Annotated in this window: 16 protein-coding genes, 3 pseudogenes, 1 riboswitch and 1 other annotated feature; of the genes and pseudogenes, 3 read left to right on the top strand and 16 right to left on the bottom strand. The window is 42.9% G+C overall.

What is annotated here, in order from left to right:
• Positions 1 to 102: 102 nt before the first annotated feature.
• Entirely contained in the window at positions 103 to 975 is an 873-nt protein-coding gene (locus E4K67_RS23915) for an aminoglycoside 6-adenylyltransferase (protein WP_135551356.1), read from the bottom strand.
• Positions 976 to 1169: 194 nt separating this feature from the next.
• Here E4K67_RS23915 and E4K67_RS23910 point away from each other — a divergent pair, with 194 nt between their 5' ends.
• Entirely contained in the window at positions 1170 to 2024 is an 855-nt protein-coding gene (locus E4K67_RS23910; protein WP_135551354.1) for a tyrosine-type recombinase/integrase, read from the top strand.
• Positions 2017 to 3171 carry an IS91 family transposase gene (locus tag E4K67_RS23905; protein WP_135551371.1) on the top strand — a complete coding sequence of 385 codons (1155 nt, stop codon included), beginning with the start codon at positions 2017 to 2019 and terminating at the stop codon, positions 3169 to 3171. The genes E4K67_RS23910 and E4K67_RS23905 overlap by 8 nt, the downstream gene beginning before the upstream one ends.
• Positions 3172 to 3546: 375 nt before the next feature.
• On the opposite strand, the gene E4K67_RS23900 is transcribed toward E4K67_RS23905, so the two are convergent.
• The 15 genes and pseudogenes from E4K67_RS23900 to E4K67_RS30795 all read right to left on the bottom strand — a co-directional run.
• A complete protein-coding gene (locus E4K67_RS23900) occupies positions 3547 to 4014 on the bottom strand; it encodes a GNAT family N-acetyltransferase (RefSeq protein WP_135551352.1) in 468 nt (155 codons plus the stop codon).
• A gap of 227 nt (positions 4015 to 4241) precedes the next feature.
• Positions 4242 to 4709: a VOC family protein gene (locus tag E4K67_RS23895; RefSeq protein ID WP_135551350.1), complete on the bottom strand. Its 468-nt coding sequence runs from the start codon at positions 4707 to 4709 to the stop codon at positions 4242 to 4244.
• A 380-nt stretch (positions 4710 to 5089) separates the two neighbouring features.
• Positions 5090 to 7435, bottom strand: a complete 2346-nt coding sequence (locus E4K67_RS23890) for a xanthine dehydrogenase family protein molybdopterin-binding subunit (RefSeq protein ID WP_135551348.1) — start codon at positions 7433 to 7435, stop codon at positions 5090 to 5092.
• Positions 7436 to 7447: 12 nt separating this feature from the next.
• Positions 7448 to 7921, bottom strand: a complete 474-nt coding sequence (locus E4K67_RS23885; protein ID WP_135551346.1) for a (2Fe-2S)-binding protein — start codon at positions 7919 to 7921, stop codon at positions 7448 to 7450.
• Between the two features lie 18 nt (positions 7922 to 7939).
• Entirely contained in the window at positions 7940 to 8815 is an 876-nt protein-coding gene (locus E4K67_RS23880; RefSeq protein WP_135551344.1) for an FAD binding domain-containing protein, read from the bottom strand.
• A 249-nt stretch (positions 8816 to 9064) separates the two neighbouring features.
• Positions 9065 to 10528 carry a sigma-54-dependent transcriptional regulator gene (locus E4K67_RS23875; RefSeq protein ID WP_135551343.1) on the bottom strand — a complete coding sequence of 488 codons (1464 nt, stop codon included), beginning with the start codon at positions 10526 to 10528 and terminating at the stop codon, positions 9065 to 9067.
• Between the two features lie 19 nt (positions 10529 to 10547).
• Positions 10548 to 12140 carry a GAF domain-containing sensor histidine kinase gene (locus tag E4K67_RS23870; RefSeq protein ID WP_135551341.1) on the bottom strand — a complete coding sequence of 531 codons (1593 nt, stop codon included), beginning with the start codon at positions 12138 to 12140 and terminating at the stop codon, positions 10548 to 10550.
• 463 nt (positions 12141 to 12603) lie between these two features.
• The gene (locus E4K67_RS23865) at positions 12604 to 12960 is read right to left on the bottom strand and encodes a Rid family hydrolase (protein WP_135551339.1); all 357 of its coding nucleotides are present in this window, start codon (positions 12958 to 12960) and stop codon (positions 12604 to 12606) included.
• Between the two features lie 45 nt (positions 12961 to 13005).
• Positions 13006 to 13191, bottom strand: a pseudogene (locus E4K67_RS23860) (FAD-dependent oxidoreductase); the annotation flags it as partial.
• A 478-nt stretch (positions 13192 to 13669) separates the two neighbouring features.
• The gene (locus E4K67_RS31365) at positions 13670 to 14050 is read right to left on the bottom strand and encodes a helix-turn-helix domain-containing protein (protein WP_338031912.1); all 381 of its coding nucleotides are present in this window, start codon (positions 14048 to 14050) and stop codon (positions 13670 to 13672) included.
• A gap of 694 nt (positions 14051 to 14744) precedes the next feature.
• The gene (locus E4K67_RS23845; protein ID WP_135551337.1) at positions 14745 to 16439 is read right to left on the bottom strand and encodes a glycoside hydrolase family 13 protein; all 1695 of its coding nucleotides are present in this window, start codon (positions 16437 to 16439) and stop codon (positions 14745 to 14747) included.
• A gap of 14 nt (positions 16440 to 16453) precedes the next feature.
• A complete protein-coding gene (locus E4K67_RS23840) occupies positions 16454 to 18685 on the bottom strand; it encodes a bifunctional alpha,alpha-trehalose-phosphate synthase (UDP-forming)/trehalose-phosphatase (RefSeq protein ID WP_135551336.1) in 2232 nt (743 codons plus the stop codon).
• A 224-nt stretch (positions 18686 to 18909) separates the two neighbouring features.
• A riboswitch (cyclic di-AMP (ydaO/yuaA leader) is annotated at positions 18910 to 19057 on the bottom strand.
• A 99-nt stretch (positions 19058 to 19156) separates the two neighbouring features.
• Positions 19157 to 19214, bottom strand: a sequence feature (sodium ion sensor (DUF1646 type); this cis-regulatory element may regulate processes involved in with the transportation of sodium ions).
• A 201-nt stretch (positions 19215 to 19415) separates the two neighbouring features.
• Positions 19416 to 19814, bottom strand: a pseudogene (locus tag E4K67_RS31190) (ATP-binding protein); the annotation flags it as partial.
• A gap of 10 nt (positions 19815 to 19824) precedes the next feature.
• The gene (locus E4K67_RS23830; RefSeq protein ID WP_135551332.1) at positions 19825 to 21258 is read right to left on the bottom strand and encodes a sensor histidine kinase; all 1434 of its coding nucleotides are present in this window, start codon (positions 21256 to 21258) and stop codon (positions 19825 to 19827) included.
• Positions 21255 to 21581, bottom strand: a pseudogene (locus E4K67_RS30795) (winged helix-turn-helix domain-containing protein); the annotation flags it as partial. The pseudogene E4K67_RS30795 and the gene E4K67_RS23830, both read right to left, overlap by 4 nt.
• Before the next feature lie 34 nt (positions 21582 to 21615).
• Here E4K67_RS30795 and E4K67_RS23820 point away from each other — a divergent pair.
• The gene (locus tag E4K67_RS23820) at positions 21616 to 21924 is read left to right on the top strand and encodes a hypothetical protein (protein ID WP_135551330.1); all 309 of its coding nucleotides are present in this window, start codon (positions 21616 to 21618) and stop codon (positions 21922 to 21924) included.
• The last annotated feature ends 6 nt before the right edge of the window (positions 21925 to 21930 follow it).

Here is a 21930-nt window from a genome sequence, read left to right as displayed (position 1 = left end):
CCTTATTATATTTAAATAAGCACAAGCATCCAACCCGTCATTCGGATCGTTTGCTTGTGCTTTTATAGTACCAATGCGAATTAACTCCACTCGCTTAATACTCTAATATATTTCTTTAGCATTTTTAGGTAACAAGTAAACATCTTTTAAAAACTTCAAACTGTTAATTGCCTCAATTTCATTATACGTAATATTCATAATATGAGATACCTCTTTGGCAATACCATCAAATAAATCACACATGATAAAAACTGCTTTCCAAATATCTTTTACAACTCCAGAAGAATAGGTTTTCAAAAATGCATTCCATTTCTCCTCTTCCAACCATCTGTACATGTACTTTCCCGATTTTCCAACATTAACAGTAAAATTCGTTTCAAATCCAATTTTCCATCCTAATAAACGTAATAACTGTGGACGGACAGTAAAATTTAGCATATCCATTACATAAGGTATTTCCTCTCGCCATAAGCCCTTTGCAACATTATTAAGACACCACCAATATTCATTACAAGTATCCAAAAATTGAAACTCTGTCGGTTTCTTTACCCAATAATCCTCATCCGTTGCATCTTCAAGATTAAGTAAACATTTGTCTTTGTCAAGCAGTATTTTACAAAGCCTGTCTCCTTTAATATCCTTAAGTACATGTGTAATTGTGCATACATGTAAGTCCAGACGATTTCCATCGGTAAATTGGATTAACCATCCATAACAGTTTTCAACATCATTTTGATAATAAGAATTTTCTTCAGGATATTGCATATATAACCGTTCGCCAAATTGGTCAATCCACCTCTTATTATTACGAAATGACTTCGTTTTCTCAACAACATATACAATATCATAATCCTGAAAAATATCTTTTATAGCATTCGGATTTGTTCTTGACCCGTTCAAAAGAACTGCACGAATTCTTTCATCCTTCTTTGCGATATCTAATATTAAATCGAACATTTCCTGTTCTGTACGCATTCTAACCTCCAAATGAAAATAACCTTACTTCACGTTATCCTACCGATGGTCACCAGTATAAGAATAGCACTAAACCGCTGGCGCGGTGGTTTCCGTAGGGAACCCTTCTTATTTCGAATATTGCTGTAAGCTATTACTTCTAGTTTGTATCATCTCCTTAAAGGTAAGCTTAGCTTTAAGGAGATGATTGAACTATGACAAAGGAAGAAGTCTTAACCAAGCTAAAATTTGATGTTGAACTTAGAGGGTTAAGCAAGTTCACCCAGGACGAATACTATACTAAAGTTAAAATCTTTCAAGATCACTTCGACAAACCTGCAACTGAGTTGGGCATAGAGGATGTTAGAAATTTTCTCCACTATCTCAGCATAGAAAGAAAGCTAACTTCCGGATCAATTAATACTTACAACAGCGGCCTCCGTTTTTTGTACGGAGTAACGTTGAACATCAACTTAAACATTAGGCAAATTCCGCGCCATCGCAGACAACTCAAATTTCCAGAGATTTTTACCCAAGTGGAAGTCCAAACCCTTTTTAACGTCTGCGACAACTTGAGAGATAAGTGCATTTTGATGACACTCTATGGCGCTGGACTTCGCGTAAGTGAAGTGGTTTCCCTTAAAGTTTCGGATATCCATAGCAATAAGATGCAACTCTTCATTCGCAATGCTAAAGGCAGCAAAGATCGATATGCCCTGCTTTCTCAAGTCAATCTTGAGATACTCAGAGCTTACTGGAAGGCTTATCGTCCTAAAGAGTGGCTTTTTTACAGCAGGAATCGAACCAAGACACACATTTCTACCAGAGCCGTCCAAGATGTTTTTCATAAATATGTTACAAAAGCTAAGATTACTAAGCACGTTACAGTGCATTCTATGAGGCACAGTTTTGCAACTCACTTGCTGGAATCCGGTACTAATATTTACGACATAAAGAATTTACTCGGGCACACAAATATTAGCACGACCTGCTTTTACTTACATTTGCTTAAGATTGAGTCTCTCAATGTAACAAGTCCTCTTGATCAGTTGGACAAGCCCGATGGCTGAGGTTCAAGATATCTTCGTGAGATACGGCAAGAACTATCGAACCAATAACAAGCTTACACTCGTCCAGCATAAGGCGATGTCGGCCGTTCAAAAATGCAGAACTTCTCAGTTAGGTGGCCACAAAGAGGTTTGTGACAGTTGCGGGCATACCGGAATTTCTTACAACTCCTGCCGTAACAGGCACTGTCCTAAATGCCAAACTCTTGCCAAAGAACGCTGGATTGAAAACCAGAAAAGCAATCTGCTCAACATTAGTTACTTCCATGTGGTATTTAGTCTCCCGGATACTCTTAATTTACTAATCTATCAAAATCAAAAAGCTGTCTATACCCTTATGTTTAAGGCTGTTGCAGGAACTCTTGCCGAATTAGGCTCTGACAGAAAATATCTTGGAGCAAAGATTGGCTTTACATCGGTGCTGCATACGTGGGGACAAAACCTCATGTACCATCCGCATATTCACTGCATTGTACCGGGTGGCGGACTATCTTCCATCGGAAAATGGGTGAACAGCAGAAAGAAATTCTTTATCCCGGTTAAAGTTCTATCCCGGAAGTTCAGAGGCAAATTCCTATATTACCTTAAACAACTCTACTATCAAAACAAGCTTGAATTTCACGGCAGTCAAACATATCTTGCTGACAAAAAGGAATTTGAAAAACTACTCTCACCTCTCTATAGCAAAGAGTGGGTCGTTTATTGTAAACCACCATTTAAAAATGCCGCTTGTGTTGTCGAATACCTAGGACGTTATACTCACCGAGTAGCGATATCCAACAAGCGTATCGTGAGCATTGAAAACGATGCAATTTCCTTCAAATGGCGGGATTACAAGGACAACAGTAAGCATAAGTTAATGACTCTTTCCGCCGATGAGTTTATCCGCAGGTTTCTTATTCATATTCTGCCCAGTGGCTTTATGAATGGTTTGCTCGGAAATCGCAACAAGACATCCAAATTAAAGATTTGCAAACAACTTACCCACACCCCACTTTTGATCAAAGAAAAAGCCTCTAACCTTCAGCTCATTCAGAGGCTTACAGGAAAAGACTTGTCCAAATGCCCTAACTGCGGATCGGATAAAACAAAACGGTTCATAATCCTGGGTAAATCTCCCCCTAGAAATATCCAAACTGCATCTATTTAAGAAAGTGCCCTGTTATGGGGAGGGGGAAGTTATATTATTTCAGCATCTTTGATGTCGTTTCAATGCATTTGTTAGTTAGTTCCCCAGCAAAAAGCTTCTAAATTATGAAAAGGATCAGATATTCAATCCCCATAGTTTTTGCTCTAACCGTCGCGGTTTCGCGCTATTAAAGTTATCCAAAGTTAGGTCAGCAGATTTCAACATATTCTTCTTCGAATTTACTCAAGTCCGACTCAGACTTGAGTTTTCTTACGCCTAACTTCGGATAACTTACTAAGAATAATTAGCAGTTTAAGCGTCACAACCAAAGCTCTTTATAGTACCAATGTGTAGTTGGAGCAAACAACTGGCAAGAATCGCTCTATATACTACAGCTCACGATGATTTGACTTTCATCATCATATATTCCGATGTTCCGTCTTTATAAAGGTCATCAATCACACCAACCTGTTTATAACCAATTGATTCATACAACTTTTTAGCTCGCTTATTAAAACTACTCACAAGGAGAAACACCTTATCGGAATGTATAAAACCTATATCTTCAAAAAATTCTAAAAGCCTTTTTCCTATGCCCCGCATACGAAAATTTTCCTTAACAGATATGTTACATACATATGGAAAATTATAAAACATACCATTTAAAACAAAAGTTATGTATCCTATACACTTAGCTTCTCTATCTAACGCTAAATACATTTCTTTTCTCTCAAATGCTTCAATCAAATGGTTTCTTGCCACTTTTTCATCTGGGAGGTAAATACTAGCTAGTTCAGAATTCATTAAGGCTTCTAAACAATCATCTAAGTATTTAATCTCGCCTTGAACAATTGTTATCTCCAAATTCTCACCCCTTTTATTGTAAAACCCAACATGGCACATAACGTCCTGCTTATTCCTACCAATGAGGTACGAAATAAGAATGATGTGACTATCTCTGTCTACTTTTTTATTGGCGATGTTTGATTTGGTGTTGCATATTGCCATTAAAAATGCAGATGGAATTATCCACCTATCATGCTCAATATAAGAAGATTGTTCAATAAATTGCAACGGGCTATGCTCGTAATCTATTCTAAGCAAGATTTCACATAATCAACTGGTACATCCATTCTAATAGAAGTTTCTTCAATAGATAGACCACTATTTAAGAATCGTCTGACAACCATTATAATATTTTCTCCGACTTCAATAATATGCTTATCAGGGTCATAGAAACGAACAACACGCTGTCCCCAGGAATGTTCTACGATAGGGTGTACATAGTTAATGTCTGCAATGTCATTAATCTTTAGAATAAATCCATCAAAATCATCTTCCTCAAAATACAACTCTGCTACATTTCCTCCAAAAACAATTTCACTTTCCTTTTTGTGAATAAAAGTCAACCAAGTATCTTTTGTCTGTAATGCAATACCCCCCGTTAAAGTTACATTTGCACCAAAATCAACATTAACTTCTAAGCCAAGCACTTCATAGTAAAAACGCTTTGAATTTTCCATATCCGAAACAACTATCAAAGGACTTGAGAATTTCATTATACGCCTCCCCATTCTTATTTCCTATCCCATTCTTCAAAACATCTAATTTACCCTGCTTCACATTATCCTACTAATGCTAAGCAGTTGTGAACTGAGAGTATTTCGGATTATAGTTTGCGTAAATATACTTCTTTCCTTCACCATTGGTAGTAAACAATGGCCTATTTAATTCAAAGTGAAAACCAGAGCGATTTTGAATGTGATTTACGAGGTAATTTGAAAGGGTTGGTCCTCGAAACCCTTGAAAATAGCGAATTAAGGGCTAAAGTGATTTTGTCACAATTAGCCCTTAATTTTATAGTTATCAAGTGTGCGATTATTGATTTTGCACCTCAGAATGGAACCCGCTATTATAACAATGGAGGATTCCTTGGATTTCAAACAGGTCTAGTGTTCATTTTGTTTTCTTGAAGCTTTTTATAGACTCTTTCTGGAGTCAGGGGAATCTCATTGAAACGAATTCCCGTGGCATTGTAGACCGCATTGCCTATCGCAGCTGCCGACAGTACCATACCACATTCGCCTAATCCTTTTGCCCCATATGGACCGAACGGATCATTAGATTCAACAATGATCGCCTGTATTTCCGGAGCATCCATTGCGGTTGGCAAAAGGTATTTATGGTAGCTAGTGTGAAGGGGTTTCCCTTTGGCACTAATCTTGATTTCTTCACTTGTGGCATAGCCTACTCCCATGAGTACTCCACCTTCAATCTGGCCTTCGACGATCATAGGGTTAATCGCTTTCCCTACATCATGGGCAGCTGCTACCTTCACAACTTTCACCATACCCGTTTCTGTATCCACTTCCACCTCGTAAAAATGTGCATGCCAGGGAGGAGAATTCGGTGGTGTGGTTCGACCGATTCCGATGAACTGTTTGTTGTTCAAGTGGGCATGATAGACCAATTCTTCTACGGAAATATGCGTCATCGGCTCTTCACCGAGCTGACAAATTCCGCTGCCTTCACAGGTCTCTATTTCATTGTATCCAGCTATATGAATGATCCCCTTGGTGATATCCAGTCGTTCCGGAGCTATTTTCATAACTTCTGCAGCATACTCTAAAATCTGTTTGCGCACATCATTACCCGCGGCGACAACAGCAGTACCTGCAGCATACAGCGTCCGGCTAGCATGACTTCCAATATCGAAGGGTGTCGTCAGTGTGTCACCAAAGGTCATATTGACTTGGTTCATTTCTACTCCAATAGTTTCAGCAGCCAATTGCGGCAGGGTTGTTGATGTTCCCGTACCAATATCCGGGACACCTACAGCCAACGAAATCGATCCATCTTGCTGGACAGTGATAATTGCATTATCATAGTCAACGCAGAACGGCCAAGCGTTACTGACATGAGTTCCGACTCCCATCCCAATACCTCTGAGGAGCTTACTACCCGGCTCATTCAGTGTTCCTCTTCGTTCCCAGCCAATAACTTTGGCTGCTTTTTGAACACATTCCGCCAAACCAGTAGATCCACAGGCATAGGGAAGACACCATTTATCACCAACTTGTATGATGTTCTTCAGACGTAGTTCTAGTGGGTCCATCCCGATCTGTTCCGCTATGTTATCCACGGCAGCTTCAATGGCGAACATAGCCTGTGGGTTGCCAAAGCCACGCATGGCACCCGAGGGAGTGAAGTTTGTGTAAACGCTGTGCCCATAATAGCTCATATGCTCCATGCGGTAGACCGCCAACCCCATAGCTCCCAAGACACCCGGCGTTTCACCACTAAAGCTGCAGTAGGCACCCGCATTCAAGGCACTTTTCAATTCCAGAGCTTGGAAAGTCCCATCTTTTTTACTGCCCAATTTAACCCATACATATCCACCATGTCTGGTATCAGAAGAAGTGAAGTCCTCTTCCCTTGTATAGACTATCTTCACGGGTTTTCCTGTAAGTTTAGAAAGAGCCACTGCGATAGGCTCCGCTTTCGCGCTTAACCCAATTCGCACTCCAAACCCGCCTCCTACATAAGGGGGATTCAAAACCCTGATTTTGCTCTGAGGGATCGCGAAAATCTTCGCAAGTATCATGCGAGTGGGATGTGGGGTTTGAGTGGTGGACCATACAGTGATACTCCCATCTAAACTCACCTGGGCAAGGGCAGCCTGAGTTTCCAACTGGGCTTGTTTTTGAATAGATAATTTAAACACATCTTCGAAGATAATATCCGATTCTGCGAAACCTTTTTCCATATCGCCCATTCCGAATTTGACGATTTCAGCGGGAATATTCTTGCCAGCATGGCATTCATGAATAATTGGAGCTTCCGGTTTCATCGCCTCCAAGGGATCGAATACAGCTGGAAGAAGTTCATATTCTACCTTAATATGTTTCAGGGCCTCAGTTGCTACCTTCTCGCTGACGGCTGCTACTGCTGCTACTTCATCACCCACATAACGAACGACTTTGTCAAAAATATACTGGTCCAGGACCGGTACCATACTGGGCACTGTAAAGGTCATGGTAGCAGAAGTATTGAACAGCTCCCGGGATGTGTTCTCCCAGGTTGCTATCGCTTTGACGCCAGGAATCTTTTCTGCAATGGAAGTATCAATACTTTTAATGAGGGCATGGGCGTGAGGACTTCGCAGAACTTTTGCATATAACATCCCCGGTATATTCATATCAGTGGAAAACATTGCTTTTCCTGTTGCTTTCTCTAGGGCATCATTTCTTTTGATACTTTTGCCAACCACATTGAAGCTTTTCATTCCGCTTCCTCCTTACCCTTTTATTTTTTGACTTGCTGACAAAACAGCACTTACAATTTTCACATAACCAGTGCATCGACAGATGTTGCCAGCGATCGCTTCTCTAACCTCATCGCTGGTGAGATTAAGGTTTTTGTCCAGAAGGGCTTTCGCTGACATAATCACACCAGGTGTGCAGTAACCACACTGGATGGCACCTTCATCGATAAACGTTTCCTGCAACGGATGAAGCGTGTCTGGGGTTCCAATTCCCTCGATAGTTTCTACTACAGCGCCCATGGCTTTCATCGCCGGAATCATACATGAATTGACAGCCTCACCATTCATAATGACGGTACAGGCCCCACATTCCCCTTTTCCGCAGCCCTTTTTCGTCCCTGTTAAATACATCTTCTCCCTTAGGATATCTACCAACATCTCGGAAGGCTCGGCTAAAACTTCCGTAACTTCTCCGTTCAAAGTGAATGTAAGTTTAAAGGTATTCATGATTCTCCTCCTTCCTTATCAGCCCTTATTGACCTGGGCAACAGCCATCGCTATACACCTTTTCACCAACGCTGGTAAAACCTGTAGCCGATACTCCCTGGAACCCCGCAAGTCACTATCGCGTGGATTGGCCTGAGCCGCCGCCTCGTAGGCCGCCTTGGTGATTATCTCATCGTCTATCACTGCGCCTTTTAGAATCTTTTCTGCATTGGTTGCCCGCATCGGACCCGGTCCTACCGGAGCCATCACGATACGTACCCATTCAAAACGTTGTTGCCCTTCTTCTAAAGAAACCATCACGGCAATATTCAGCATGGGCAGCGCCAGTGCTTTCCTTTGTTCCAAGCGGACAAAATAGGAGCTTTGATTCTGTTCATGTACAGGTATCATTACCTCAGTGACCAATTCTCTTTTAGAGTCAACTTTGCTTTGTCCCACGTCTTCATACAATTGCTCGATGGAAACATTCCTCGTTCCTGATGTATCCGCAATAGTCAACTTTGCCCCCAGGGCTGTAAGGGCAACAGCTGTGTCTGCCGCTGGCTGGGCATTGATAATATTGCCGACGACCGTGGCAATATTACGAATTTGCAGAGAACCCACTTTCTTGGCCGCCATAGCCAAAGCCGGTGCCTTTGCCCAAATAAGCTCTGATTCAGCCACCTGCGCATGTGTTACCGCTGCACCGATTTTGATAATACCGTATTCCAGGGAAAGACTTTTCAATTCAGGAATACGAGTAATATCTACCAGTGACTTTGTTCTTTTCTTTCCTTCATGAAGATCAAGTAGTAAATCTGTGCCGCCCGCAATGATAACGGCATCTCCAGGTCCTTTGTTTAGAAAATTTAACGCGTCGGATACTGATTCAGGCATATAATACTCTTGAAACACGACATGACCCCCCTTTTCATTTTTTAATGGCAGATAGGTATTGTGGGAAGTAAGTTATTACAAATATTCAATAATGCAAGAATAGTACCAATATTCCAAAACGTAGAGAAATCCCATTCTAAGGGCTTTTTCGACCACTCTTAACCTAGCTATCTAACCTTATGCACAATCCTCCAACCGAAAAATTGGCGGAGCAGTCAAAAAAATGGTGACGGCCAAAAAATCGGCCACCACCATTTTTTAAAAAGATTATTCTTTCCTTTTCATTTTTTCATTTTTCAGGTAACGCAGTGTCCTCTGGTTGATATGCAGGAGTTTTGCTGCTTCATTTTGATTACTATTTGTTCTATCCAAAACTTTCCTGATAATTGTGCAAATGATGTCGTTGTTCTGTTGCTCCAGCATCCTTATCACTTCCGGCAGATTAACCTCATCTTGTTCTAGAATAGTTTTCAGCATATTCTGGGCCCAGGTTTGGGGAGAATTTTCGCTCAGTACTACGTTGCCGTTATTCTGCTTTTCGAAATGTTGCTCCTCTCTCGCCAATAAATAGGGGGGCAAACACTTTTCGTCCATTTCAAAACCGTCACGCAAGGCCATTGCTCTGGATACAACGTTAGACAATTCCCGAATGTTGCCCGGCCAAGAATAGTTATGGAGTATCGTGATGGCTTCCTTGGTAAAGACTGCCTTTGTTTGCTTATCCGAAAGATTTTTTTCGATGAAATAATTGATCAGTGGTTCGATATCCATGACTCTTTCCCTCAGTGGAGGGAGTTTCAAATCCACTACATCCAGTCGATAGAGAAGATCCTCCCGAAATAAGTGGTCCTTAACTGCCTGGCGTAGGTTTTTATTGGAAGCAGCTAAAATACGCACATCACTTTTCAAGGGTGTTTCGCCCCCCACCCTGTAAAACTCCCCCGTTTCCAAGACTCGTAATAGTTTCAGTTGAATCGCAGGCGAGGCATCTCCAATTTCGTCGAGTAACAGAGTCCCGTAATTAGCAATTTCAAAAATTCCTCTCCGTCTGCTGATGGCACCTGTAAAAGCGCCTTTTTCATGCCCAAAGAGCTCGCTATCCAAGAGCGATTCTGTTAATGCTCCACAGTTAATTGGGATGAAAGGGTAACTGGAACGGGGACTGTTGTTATGGATATATCTGGCCGCTAGCTCTTTCCCAGTTCCTGTTTCCCCCTCAATGAGTACGCCTAGTTTTTTACTTGCTATTTTTCTGGCCAGGAGTAGTATTTCTTTCATCGGACTATTTTCGCTGATGACGATTCCAAAATTTGTGATGATAGTTTTCATCTCGTTCTGGATATACGCCTGCTTGCTTTGAATAAATTGCAAGGCTCTATCAACAATTTCGTCCAGCTGATCGAGATCATTAAATGGTTTGTCAATATAATCGAAAGCTCCGTACTTCATGGCTTCAACAGCAGACTTAACCGTACTGTATCCCGTCATGATGATTACTTCACAATTGGGATTCAGTGTTTTTATTTCTTTCAACAGCGTAATCCCATCTGTATCCGGCAATTTAAGATCAATTAGGGCTAGGTCGTATTTTTCATTCTGAAAGTCTTTCCGGGCAAGCTCTCCCGAATAGTCCACATGAACGGGCAATTGCTTAATCTCTTGGAAGTAGTAGTTAAAGAACGTACAAACTTCAACATCATCGTCTACAATTAGAATCTCCGCTATGTTCACACCCTTTCCTAATCAATTCTTAAAGGGAAGAAACGATGGAATGATTGACCACGGGGAGTACCAATGTAAAGACACTGCCTTTTTTAGGTATGCTCGAAACTTCTATGCGCCCTCCATGAGTCTGCGCTATACCCAGACTGACCGAAAGCCCTAATCCTGTACCTCTCATTTTCTCTTTTGTAGTAAAAAACGGATTGAAAATTTTATTTTTAATATCATCTGGAATTCCGCATCCGTTATCGCGTACGTTGACTATGATGACTGGTTCTTGACTCCAACTGTCGCAATTAATTTCTGTACTGATTTCGATAATAGAGTTGCTGATTCCTTCTAGTGCATCTCGGGCATTTAAAAGAAGATTAATGATGACTTGCTCTAGTTGCTGTTTATTGCCCATGATTGGGAGTATCGCGCTATTCAAACGCTCAATGATGTTGATGTTGCTCTTTTCAATTTGATAGGTGACAAGAGAGAGGCTGGCTTTGATCACTTCATTTATCAGAATTGGTTCAAAGGCATAACTATCCTGCCGGGAGAATGTCAAGAGATTTTGAATGATCCGGTTACAACGCTGACTGCAGCTCTTTATGTCTTCCAACAGTTTTTCTGTTGTCTCGCTGCTCATTTTTTTTCTGGCTAGAAGTTCCGCATTACCGATAATCGCAGTCAAGGGGCTGTTAAGTTCGTGAGCAACCCCAGCAGCCATTTCCCCAATTGCTGCAAATTTTGCAGCTTGGAACAGTTGGCTTTCCATATTCCTTCTCGTAGTGATATCTTGTACATAAATGACCATATAATCGGAACTACCCTTTTCGTTGCTAACTGGATAGGCACTGATATTAAAAATGGTCTTATTGTCGCGTCCCATAACTTCTTGCACAGCTGGTCTACCAGTTTGAAAGGCCGTAACTGATGGACAATATTTTTTTTGTCCTCCACAGCAGGCAAACATTTCATAACAAGCTTGGTTGGATTTTTCATTCGCCATTTCTTTTGATCTATTGTGACGAAGCACTTTGTAGCTTGGGTTAATCAAGAAAAGCCTGTCGGGAACAGCTTGAAATGTCTGTTCCCACTCTGACTTGATGGACAGGACCTCGCTAAACAAGCGAGAGTTGTTGATGCAAACTGCAAGTTGGTCGGCCATTTGCTCGACAAAAACAAAATCGTTTTCCGAATAGGCAAACGCTGATTTACTACCAAAATTCAACGTGCCGATGACCTCTTTTTTGACGAGAAGCGGAGCCATGATTGCCGACTTTATCCCTAATGCGCGCAAATTGCCGTCTTCCATGTATTTATGGCTGTCGTTCCATATATCCTGCCTAAGAAAGCAGCATTTATCCTCAATGGCTTTCCAAGGCGCAGAGTTTTTACGGGACAACTTCCAGCCAACTCCTAATTTTTTTTGTTCCTTGGGGACTCCTGACTTAATAATTAGCTGATCATTTTCAATAAGACAGAAACTCAATAGATCATATGGCAAAACACTTCGCAATGGAGTAGCTACTTGCTCAATAATTTCCTCATATGACATTTCCACATTAATGCTTCGAGCGATTTGATTTATGATAGCCAAACGGCTGTTTTGTCGCTTTAATTCTTCAATCATGGAGTTGATACTGACACTCCTCTCTCCTTAAAGACAATCGTGCGATCGCTATTCATTCATCTACTTTACCTAATGTAAATTTTTCATAAATAAGTCTCTTTCTTTCCACATTCGCCAACAAGAAATATTTTCCTTTATTTCACTCCTTGGTTAAATAGACGGACGCTAAGCAATTGCTAAACTGTTGAAAATGGAAGGGAGTGGTAAGTATACGGGGCGATAAAATTATGGCTATACCCCACGAGCTCTGAATCTTAGGTGCTGCGGTGAATTATGCACATTCAAAAAGAACCCTTCAGTAGCCGTGAGTTTTTCGTCTACTGAAGGGTTCTTAAATTGAGAACCTATATTTGTGGCAATCAGAAAGCTCATTAAAGCAGAAAGAGCAGTTGAAGCCTTTGTCCATACCAAATCCTGTTGTTAATCATACCGTCATTACTTTTACCCAAGGGATATTTGGATATTAGTTTAAACAATCATTACCTGGCGTTCCGACAAATGTACAAAGTGGTCTAATGTCGCAAAATATTTCTGAATAAGCCTTGGCAACTTCGGGTGCATAACCCATATCCGTCATATAGACTTTTACCTTGATAACATCTTCCTTTTTTGAACCAGCCTGTTCTAAGAGATTCACCTGTTTCTCGATAACATACTTTGTTTGATCATAAGGGCTACCTTCACCATAAACTGTGCCGTCCGGCTGCACAGCGGTTGTTCCGCCGATATAAACAAACGACCCAACTTTAATCATACGGGAATATCCTGCCTTTTCTTCTAATGGAGCGCCAGATGAATAATTTGTTCTAATCAATTCCATCTAACTAATCCCTCATTTCCTCGATTTTTAAGGATAATATACTCGCTAAATTTTCGCCTTGAATCTGTCATAACGGAAAGCACTCAAATCAAGGGATGGCCTTCCGTCAACGACCATCTCTGACAAAAGCTGTCCAACAGTCGGTGATATACCAAATCCATGTCCAGAAAATGCACAGGCCAATACTAGTCCAGGAACTTCTTCAACAAAGCTTATAACTGGTACGTGATCCACATTGAACATCTCAATCATCGAGTCTACACATCCGCCCATATCCGTGACACCGGCTTCGATCATGTCTGCCTCGCTTAAATAGATAAAATCGATCTTTGTGTTTTGCATGTTGCCCATCTCCTAATTTTTTTCTAGTCTAAACATAAAGGCGCCCGATTTCTCTTCAGAAAGCAGACGCCTTTGTCTTTTCTAATATCACTATATTCTATTAACACTCTTAAAAATTGTAAAAATCGGCACATGATGACACTCTCGTAGCGGCACGCTCCTGATATAAGAAAAACGCCCGCAAATATACTTACGTATGTATTGCAGAACGCCGTTGCTCATGTTAAATAAAACATACTACAAATAATCTCTTTTTGTAGTATGTTTCTTGTAAAGAGTACAGGTATTTACCTGGCGTTGTATTGGCATATTCATTAAAATCTTTCATCATGTGAGACTGGTCATAATAGCCCAGTTCTGTAGCAAGCTACACCAAGTTTGCATTAACCGCTTCATCATTTAGATTCTTCAAAAGGTGTTGGAATCTCGTCATCTTGCAAAACACTTTAGGCGGTACACCAAGTTCATCCGTAAAGACCCTGCTTATGTATCGAACAGAGTATCCTGTTTCATCTGCCAGTTCCTTTACTTTAATCTGTCCAGCGGTCCACATTATCTGCTTCAGCATCAATTCCCTTAAATTTTTATGTTTATCATGCTTCCGGGAAAACTCACTATATCTCAAATACTTGTTCAAAAACGCTTGTATCTGATAGCTAAAATCTCTACTATAAGCAATTTGTTCAAATAGTTCTTTATCTTCCGTCACTTCCAAAAATGGAACTTGCTGCTCAACCAACTCCGACAAAGATATTTTCTTATTATAATATACATGACTACTGCTTTGTAATAACGCGTTGTCGCCATCACAAAAAACGGTTGTTTGGGACTAATAATGATATTTTTTTCATCCAAAATCATAACTACCTCCGTAATCCCAACAAAGCCTTAAAACATTTAAAAAGCCGTACGATCATCTGAAAATCAGATAATTGTACGGCTCCGTTGCCTCTGCAAGCTGCTTACCAATTGTTGTTTTTCCGACGCAGCTTACCCCATTAAGCAGACTGGATAGTTTTTATCATAATCAGTATTTGTAAGTACTCAGCCGGATTACAAATCGAATTTTCGTTGTCACCCATTTAGATGAAGCAACGGCTCTCATTCAAGACAAGTTAGTCTCTCAATAGCCTTCGGGCTCTATCGTCCATAGTGTCACCGGTGCCGAAGTAACCATACTCCGCCACTTGTCAGTCCAAAACCATGCTTGATCCTTGGAGACGGTTATAACAGGCCGCAGGATCAAGGCGCCATCATCTGTAACTTCACACCTTAGTTCTTCACCTTCACCAACATTTACGTATTCTGAAGTGAGTTCCATTGGCCAAGCATAAATACCATGATCAGTGCTGTGGGGTTTGAACTGTCCACTTAGGATCTCTAATAGAAATTATCGGACCTGTTTCAATCACTATATTTACCATTTCGTGTTGCCGGAGAAGCTAATTCAGCAAATACACTCGCGCCTCGAAAGGTCGCAAGGAGATTTCCTTAAGGTCTCGTGCAACAATTTCAGCGTTAGTGTCTGGGTAATTCGCAATCAGCAGTCTGCCAGTTTTGAAGGTGACCTTTTCCGGAAGGGAAAAAGTGGCACTCTCTTCGAAGAAATTCAGAATGACTAAGAGAGTTTCTTCCTCCCAATGGCGCAGATAGGAATAGATCTGGGTATGCTTATGCATTAGCAGATGATAATCGCCATAGACAAGCAGGGGGTATTGGTGGCGCAGTTCGATGAGTTTACGGTAATAGTGCAAGATTGAGTATTGGTCTTGCTCGGCTTGCTCCACATTGATATCACGGTAATTGGGATTAACGGGAATCCAGGGAGTGCCATCCGTAAAACCGGCATGAATACTGCTATCCCACTGCATCGGGGTCCGGGCGTTGTCCCGACCTTTTTCACAAATTACTTCCGTTAGTTCTTTTAGGTCTTTGGCGTTCTTCATACCTTCTTCATACATGTTGAGCGTTTCGATGTCCCGATAATCCTCAATGCACGGGAAACGGACATTGGTCATACCGATTTCTTCTCCTTGATAAATGTATGGGGTCCCTTGGAGAGTATGGAGCAACGTCGCAAGCATCTTGGCCGACTCCACCCTGTAGGTGCTGTCATTACCAAACCGTGAAACCATGCGGGGATGGTCGTGGTTACTGAGAAATAGGCTGTTCCAGCCGCTTTCTGCGAGTTTCTTTTGCCAGTCGCTGATGATGCGCTTGAAATCCGCGAGTTTCCAGGTTTTTTTCTCCCACTTGCCACTGGGTCCGTAATCAAGTTCTAATAGTTCAAAGTGAAATAGCATGTTCAGTTCATGGCGGTACTCATCGACAAAAATACGCGCCATATCTGCGTCAACCCAACGGGTTTCCCCCACAGTCATAATATCGTATTTAGACAATACTTTAACATACATTTCTCTGAGGTAATAGCGCAAGCGAGGGCCGTTAATAAAGAACTGACCTCCCCATTGATAAGGAGAGCTGTCTAGGGGAGGGGCATCGGGCAGCTCTGGGTCTTTGGCGATCATGTTGATGACATCCATTCGAAACCCGTTAACACCCTGATCCAGCCACCATCTCATCATCGCGTAGATTTCGTATCGCACCGTTTTGTTTTCCCAATTAAGGTCGGGTTGGTTCTTGGAAAAAACATGGAGATAATACTCCTCGGTCAAGACATCATATTCCCAAGCTGAACCGCCAAATTCCGAGGACCAGTTATTCGGTTCTTTACCGTCTTTGCCCGGCCGCCAAATATAGTAATTGCGGTAGGGGTTGTCTTTGCTTGAGCGGGACTCTTGAAACCAACGGTGTTGGTCTGACGTGTGATTGACGACTAGGTCCATCACTAACTTCATGCCACGACTGTGCAGGCCGTCCCGCAGTTCCTCCCAATCTGCCATGGTGCCCATCTCGTCCATGATGCTCCGGTAATCGCTGATGTCATAGCCATTATCTACATTAGGAGAACTATAAACGGGGCAGAGCCAGAGCACGTTCACTCCTAAGTGCTGTAGGTAATCAAGCTTCGAGGTGATTCCCTTAAGATCTCCAGTGCCATCACCGTTACTGTCTTTAAAGCTGTGGGGATAGATTTGGTAAACGACGCATTCTTTCCACCACTTTTTTTTCGGCATTTGTGCCAATCCCTTCAATTGTTGTGTTTTCCAGAGACCAGTTCCTGGAGCATTTCCCTCACTTCCACATTATCAGACAGGAAGTAGCTGGCCTGAGATTTGTCTGTGCCAACCCGAATGGTATACGTCTTTGGCGGCAACACGCCGGGCCAGGAGTGCTCAAGTGCGAGAATAGCAAACAAATCCTCATCAGTCGTATCATCCCCAATTGCCAGAATAAAATCATAGTCTTGTGTCAACGCAAGATCGATGCCAGTTGATCCCTTCGTCACCTCAGAGTTTCTCACTTCAAGGACTTTGTTGCCTTGCAGTATATGCAGATTGATGTTGGAAGTGAAAGCCATCAACCCGTCCATGAGTTCTCGAGCGCAGGCGGCACTAAGCTTTGAATCAGCTTGACGGTAGTGCCAAGCCAGAGAGAATTCTTTTTCTTCGATAAATGAGCCCGGGAGTTTGTCGACATACATTTCGAGCATCGGCATAAGCTGACATTTCCAGGATTTGAACTGAGGTTTGCTCAATCTCCATGGCTCGCCCCCCTTTTTGATCCACGCTCCATGCTCAGCCACTAAAGTAATGTTTAAGAAACCCACCCACGTTTCCAGAATCGCTCGATCCCTGCCACTAATAATCACAACGTCTGAATTGCCTTTCTTTAAATCCATCAGAAGATCCAGAAGTTCCTGATCAGGTTTGGCTTGATCAGGGCTATCTGCAAACGGAACTAGTGTGCCGTCATAGTCAAGCAGCAGCAAGCGTTTGTCTGCCTGATGGAAGTCTGCTTTCAACGTCTGTTTGTGGCGATCTAGAGGGAGGGCTCGGAATTGCTCTTTCTGCAGCTGCAAGAGTTTCTGAATAAAGTTGCCTGACCATCGCACCACATCGTTTCCTTTGAGCCGTTGTTGCATCACTTGATTGCGCCTTATCTGCTCAGTCTCGGGCATTGTCAAAGCTTGTTGCAAAGCTTCAGCAATGGCCTCAATGTTGTTGGGATTAACGATCAGAGCCTCTCCTAGTTCTTTGGCGGCACCGGCCATTTCGCTCAGAATAAGCACACCAGTTTGATCAGTCCGAGCAGCCACATATTCTTTAGCAACTAAGTTCATTCCATCTCTGAGGGGCGTAATTAACGCAACGTCACTTTGTCGGTACATGGCTAGCAGAGAGTCAAGTGGCAAAAACTTATATTGGTAAATAATTGGAGTCCAGTTAAGCGTTCCGAAGCGACCATTTATCTCACCTACCAGTTCATCGATCTTCCGTTTCATTAACTGGTAATGTTCAACTCCAATGCGAGAAGGAACAACAATCATGAGCAGAACCACTTGTTCGCGCCACTGGGGATTATCCTCCAAAAACAGCTTGTATCCTTGCAGACGGTGACTGATTCCTTTACTGTAGTCTAAGCGATCTACTGAAAGAACGGCCTTGTAGCCGTCAAGTAATTGCTCTAGTTCGTTCAGGTTTTGCCCAAACTCTGAACCAGTGGGGGTGGAGTGATATCGTTGGTAGTCTATGCCCATGGGAAAGGTATCAACTTTAACAGCATGACTCTGGAATAGGATATGCCCAAGTCTATGACCATAGCCTAGAATTCGCTGCACTGATCGCAAGAAATACTGGGCATATTCCTGGGTGTGAAAGCCGATAAGATTTGCACCCAAGAGCCCACGCAGGATTTCTTGGCCCCACGCTGTCGGAAGTAAACGATAGAGCTCAAAGGCAGGAAACGGAATATGCAGAAAAAATCCGATGGGAGTCTGGGGCAGTTTCTCCCGGAGCAGGGCCGGCAGGAGCATTAGATGGTAATCGTGCACCCAGATGACATCCCCTGGCTTAATGACCTCCAACACGGCATCCCTAAAGATCTTGTTAACCTCTTGATACTGGAGCCAGTAATCCTTGTCATAGATTGTATTGTATGGAAAGTAGTGAAACAAAGGCCAAATAATCTTGTTGCAAAAGCCCAAGTAAAATTTTTCCATAGCCTTTTCCGATAAGAAGACAGGAGAAGCGTGGAGATCAACTAAGACGTTCTTCACCTCAGTTTGCAGTTTGTCCTGCACAGTGATTCCCGGCCACCCGATCCAGACATATTCTACGTCCTGAGCTGAGCTGCTTTTCAACGAATCCAGATAGGAACTTAAGCCCGAGACAAGCCCCCCAGCACTTTGCTCAAAATGGAGTTTACCGTCCTTTTGAACCCCGTTCAACGGAAGTCTGTTCGAAACGATAAGTAACCTCATGGACGCTTCCCCTTTCTAAGTAAACATTTCCGGCATCTCTTCGATCTTTTTCTCATAACGATCTACCTGAGTAACATAGATTAGCAACCTTATATGTGGCGCTTTGTGTATTTAACATGTATAAAATCCTCCTTACCTAATAAAAATGGAAATAATAAACCCCGGCACATAAGTCCGGGGTCAAAAGGGTGTCGTGGATATAGCAAAGCAAATAGCCCTGCATTTCATCCTCCCTTTCAATGCTTACGAAGTTAGCTGACGGATTCGGGTCGAAAGATAACCCTACATTCCCGGCCTGTGTAGTGCCAAGAATGACTCACCCCGGAAATTGGTTCCCCCGTTTCTCTTAAGAGAACTAAGCGGTAGAGGAGACTATTCGGTTTGGAAAAAATGGATTTTGGCTCATCAAAGATTAAGGACAATTATTATAGGCTGCGAGAAAAATAAAAAAGGTGACAAGTCAAACTTATTGACTTCCCACCCCAGAAGCCTATTCCTTGAAAATGAACTATAATTAGTCCGTCCAACCCAGAAATGGCTTATTTATTTGTAAAATAATGTTATCATAAAGTAACATCTCTGTCCATCCAAAAAATGACAAAATTGCTAATACTATTGCGATAATGATATAGCTCCAGTCTTTGTTGAAGATGTCTTTCCTATTATTATTTCCATATTATAACATATTCTTTGCATGAATATCACTGAGACATCCCAGGTTCATGAAAGTTTATTTACAAGTCGGAATCTCTATTGTTACCTGTGCACCACCAGTAACTAGTGAGTTAGCAATATGGAGCGTTCCGCCATGCAACTTTACGATTGATTCGGTTATGTACAAACCAATACCATAATGAATTTTCGATGCGCGGCTATAATCTCCCATACATAATTGTTTTGTAGCCAATTTAATATCCTCACTTGAAAAACCTTTACCGCTGTCTGTGGTAATAAAGTTGATTTTATTGTCCAGCGATTTCACCTCAAATTTGATCGTTCCGTTCAATTTGGGATGGTTTAGAAGTGCAATTGCAATTCCAAGCCGCTGCTTCATCCCCATGGAAAACTGTCCTGCCTGCTTTTTTCTCGTGGTTGTCAAATCAACCGTTTCCAGTACTTCTTCAACTAAATGCATGCTGTCATTTTGTCATCTCCAGCAAAGCCTCAGGCTTAGCAGCAATAATAGGCAGTCGGAGTACAACCAAACAGCCGTCTCCTGACAGATTCTTAAACTCCGAAGTACCGCCATGGGCTTTAGTGATCTGTCGGACGATGGTGAGTCCCAGTCCATGACTTCGAAGTTCGGCTGGATTCTTTGGATTGTTCAAGTTTTCCAGCACTTCCGGTGGAATGCCGGCTCCGTTATCGGACACCGTGATCGAGCAATTAGTCGAGCTTTTGTCCACTGTAACTGTAACTGTGACTGTGACTGTGGCTGTGACTGTGACTGTGACTGTGCAACCATCCGGGTTATGGCGAATGCTGTTGTCCATCAAATTGGAGACTGCGCGTCGCAGGAGTTTTTCATCGCCGATGAGCACAGCCTGTTGCGCATCGTTTTCAACATTCAAGTCAATAGAATAGCTATCATCAAGCCCACTGTTGAGAAAATCGACGACGACACCACGCACCAGCGCTGCCATATTAATAGAGGTTGGTCGGAGCGGCTGCATGTCATATTCTAATTTGGAGGCTAGATTTAAGTCGCTCACCAGCGCTTTGATTTTTTCGCTCTGTCTACGGATTATCCGCGCCTGTTCCCGTTCGGCTTGGGGTAGGTGAGGGTTGTCCTCAAGCTGGCTGGCGTAGCCCATCACTATGGAAAGGGGCGTGCGGATGTCGTGAGATACCCCGGCTACCCATGTGGTGCGGGCGTTGTCGCGCTTTTGTAGTACGACCTCCTGTCTCTGGAGCTGTGCGGAAGTTTGATTGAGCTTGGTGGCAAGATCGCCCAAAAGCCCGCCGGTCAAAAGCGCCACCGGTTGTTTTTCCGCCATGTCCTCAATCCCTTTGACTAGCGGTCGCAGGGAACGGAGCAGGCGAGTGCCAAACAGCAGTGCCAAGATAACGGCAGCGATACTATTGAGTATCAAAACGCCAAAAAACCAGGTCGACACATTTTTCATGACGATCTCCGGTATTTCCATTCCCTGCTTCCAAGCGCTGTTTTTGGCGCTACCCAATACCAAAAGGCCCTCTGAATGCTGCCAGACATGGACTGGATAATCATAAAGATACCACCGGGAAAAGCTGGCCACGTCAGAAACGGTATAGCTGCGTGGCAGATCCTCGGGCAGGTTTTCATTCCAGATCACAGTGCCGTTATCATTTAAGAGCATCGCCCAATGATACCCCTCAAGGATTGCCTCTTTCCCGGTTTCAGACAGCACAAAGCTGTCCTCTTGTTTTGTTAGGCTGTCCGCAATCTCTGATATGTGATATTCAGTTGTCTGCATTCCGCTTGCCTGCACCGTCCAGACGATTAATACCGCGAGATTGAGAATCAGCAAGATCAGGGCAACGGCGGCGGCAGAAGCCACATAGCGGACTAGGATTTTTATCATGCTTTTCATATCCCGTCCTGCCTGGTGAGCTTGTAGCCAAGACCGCGCACGGTAAGCAAATAGCGCGGACGAGAGGGCTCAGGCTCAATCTTTTCCCGCAGGCGGCGGATATGTACCATCAGAGTATTTTCGTAGCCGTACAGGTCCTCCCCCCACGCGGCGCGGCACAAACTGTCGCCGGTAACGATGTTCCCGCGATTTCCATACAGCTTTTCTAAGAGTGAAAATTCCTTTGCGGTCAGCGTCCACCGACCATTTTTTGTGATGACCGTGGCGCTGTTCAAGTCAATTTCGGTATTGCCCAGATAAAAAACTGGCTTTGCCGCCTGTTGTCGCACCAGCGAGATTGACCAGATTGCTACCAATGTGGGGATCATTAGCAAGGGCGAGTTGGTATTTCAGGACAGTCTATCGATCCTTCATGAAAGGAGCCAGCACAACATCGCGATCCGCACTCTCAATAATGCAGCAGCTGGTCAAATCCTAAAGGCACAGGGCGTTTTCTGTGAAGTACAGAAGGAGTACCTACTGCTGCCCGCGCTGGAGGATAATTTGCTTGCCCAATGTGTCGCTCATATGTCCGAAAACCGTGTCGGGGTTGTACGCATCGAGCAACGCCAGAAAAGTCTGGAGGATATCTTCCTTGAGCTAACAGGAACGGCGGTGAGCCTGTGATGAAAA

The organism is Desulfosporosinus fructosivorans, from assembly GCF_004766045.1.
GTDB lineage: Bacteria > Bacillota > Desulfitobacteriia > Desulfitobacteriales > Desulfitobacteriaceae > Desulfosporosinus > Desulfosporosinus fructosivorans.
Note: the sequence above shows the minus strand (reverse complement) of the source record. Positions and strands in the feature narration are given on the sequence as shown.

What these genes read in the sequence shown, in the direction of transcription:
- E4K67_RS23910 (WP_135551354.1), top strand. Translation starts at nt 1,170, where the DNA reads ATGACAAAGGAAGAAGTCTTAACCAAGCTAAAATTTGATGTTGAACTT.
- E4K67_RS23890 (WP_135551348.1), bottom strand. Translation starts at nt 7,435, where the DNA reads ATGAAAAGCTTCAATGTGGTTGGCAAAAGTATCAAAAGAAATGATGCC.
- E4K67_RS23865 (WP_135551339.1), bottom strand. Translation starts at nt 12,960, where the DNA reads ATGGAATTGATTAGAACAAATTATTCATCTGGCGCTCCATTAGAAGAA.
- E4K67_RS23845 (WP_135551337.1), bottom strand. Translation starts at nt 16,439, where the DNA reads ATGCCGAAAAAAAAGTGGTGGAAAGAATGCGTCGTTTACCAAATCTAT.
- E4K67_RS23905 (WP_135551371.1), top strand. Translation starts at nt 2,017, where the DNA reads ATGGCTGAGGTTCAAGATATCTTCGTGAGATACGGCAAGAACTATCGA.
- E4K67_RS23885 (WP_135551346.1), bottom strand. Translation starts at nt 7,921, where the DNA reads ATGAATACCTTTAAACTTACATTCACTTTGAACGGAGAAGTTACGGAA.
- E4K67_RS23915 (WP_135551356.1), bottom strand. Translation starts at nt 975, where the DNA reads ATGCGTACAGAACAGGAAATGTTCGATTTAATATTAGATATCGCAAAG.
- E4K67_RS23840 (WP_135551336.1), bottom strand. Translation starts at nt 18,685, where the DNA reads ATGAGGTTACTTATCGTTTCGAACAGACTTCCGTTGAACGGGGTTCAA.
- E4K67_RS23870 (WP_135551341.1), bottom strand. Translation starts at nt 12,140, where the DNA reads ATGATTGAAGAATTAAAGCGACAAAACAGCCGTTTGGCTATCATAAAT.
- E4K67_RS23895 (WP_135551350.1), bottom strand. Translation starts at nt 4,709, where the DNA reads ATGAAATTCTCAAGTCCTTTGATAGTTGTTTCGGATATGGAAAATTCA.
- E4K67_RS23830 (WP_135551332.1), bottom strand. Translation starts at nt 21,258, where the DNA reads ATGAAAAGCATGATAAAAATCCTAGTCCGCTATGTGGCTTCTGCCGCC.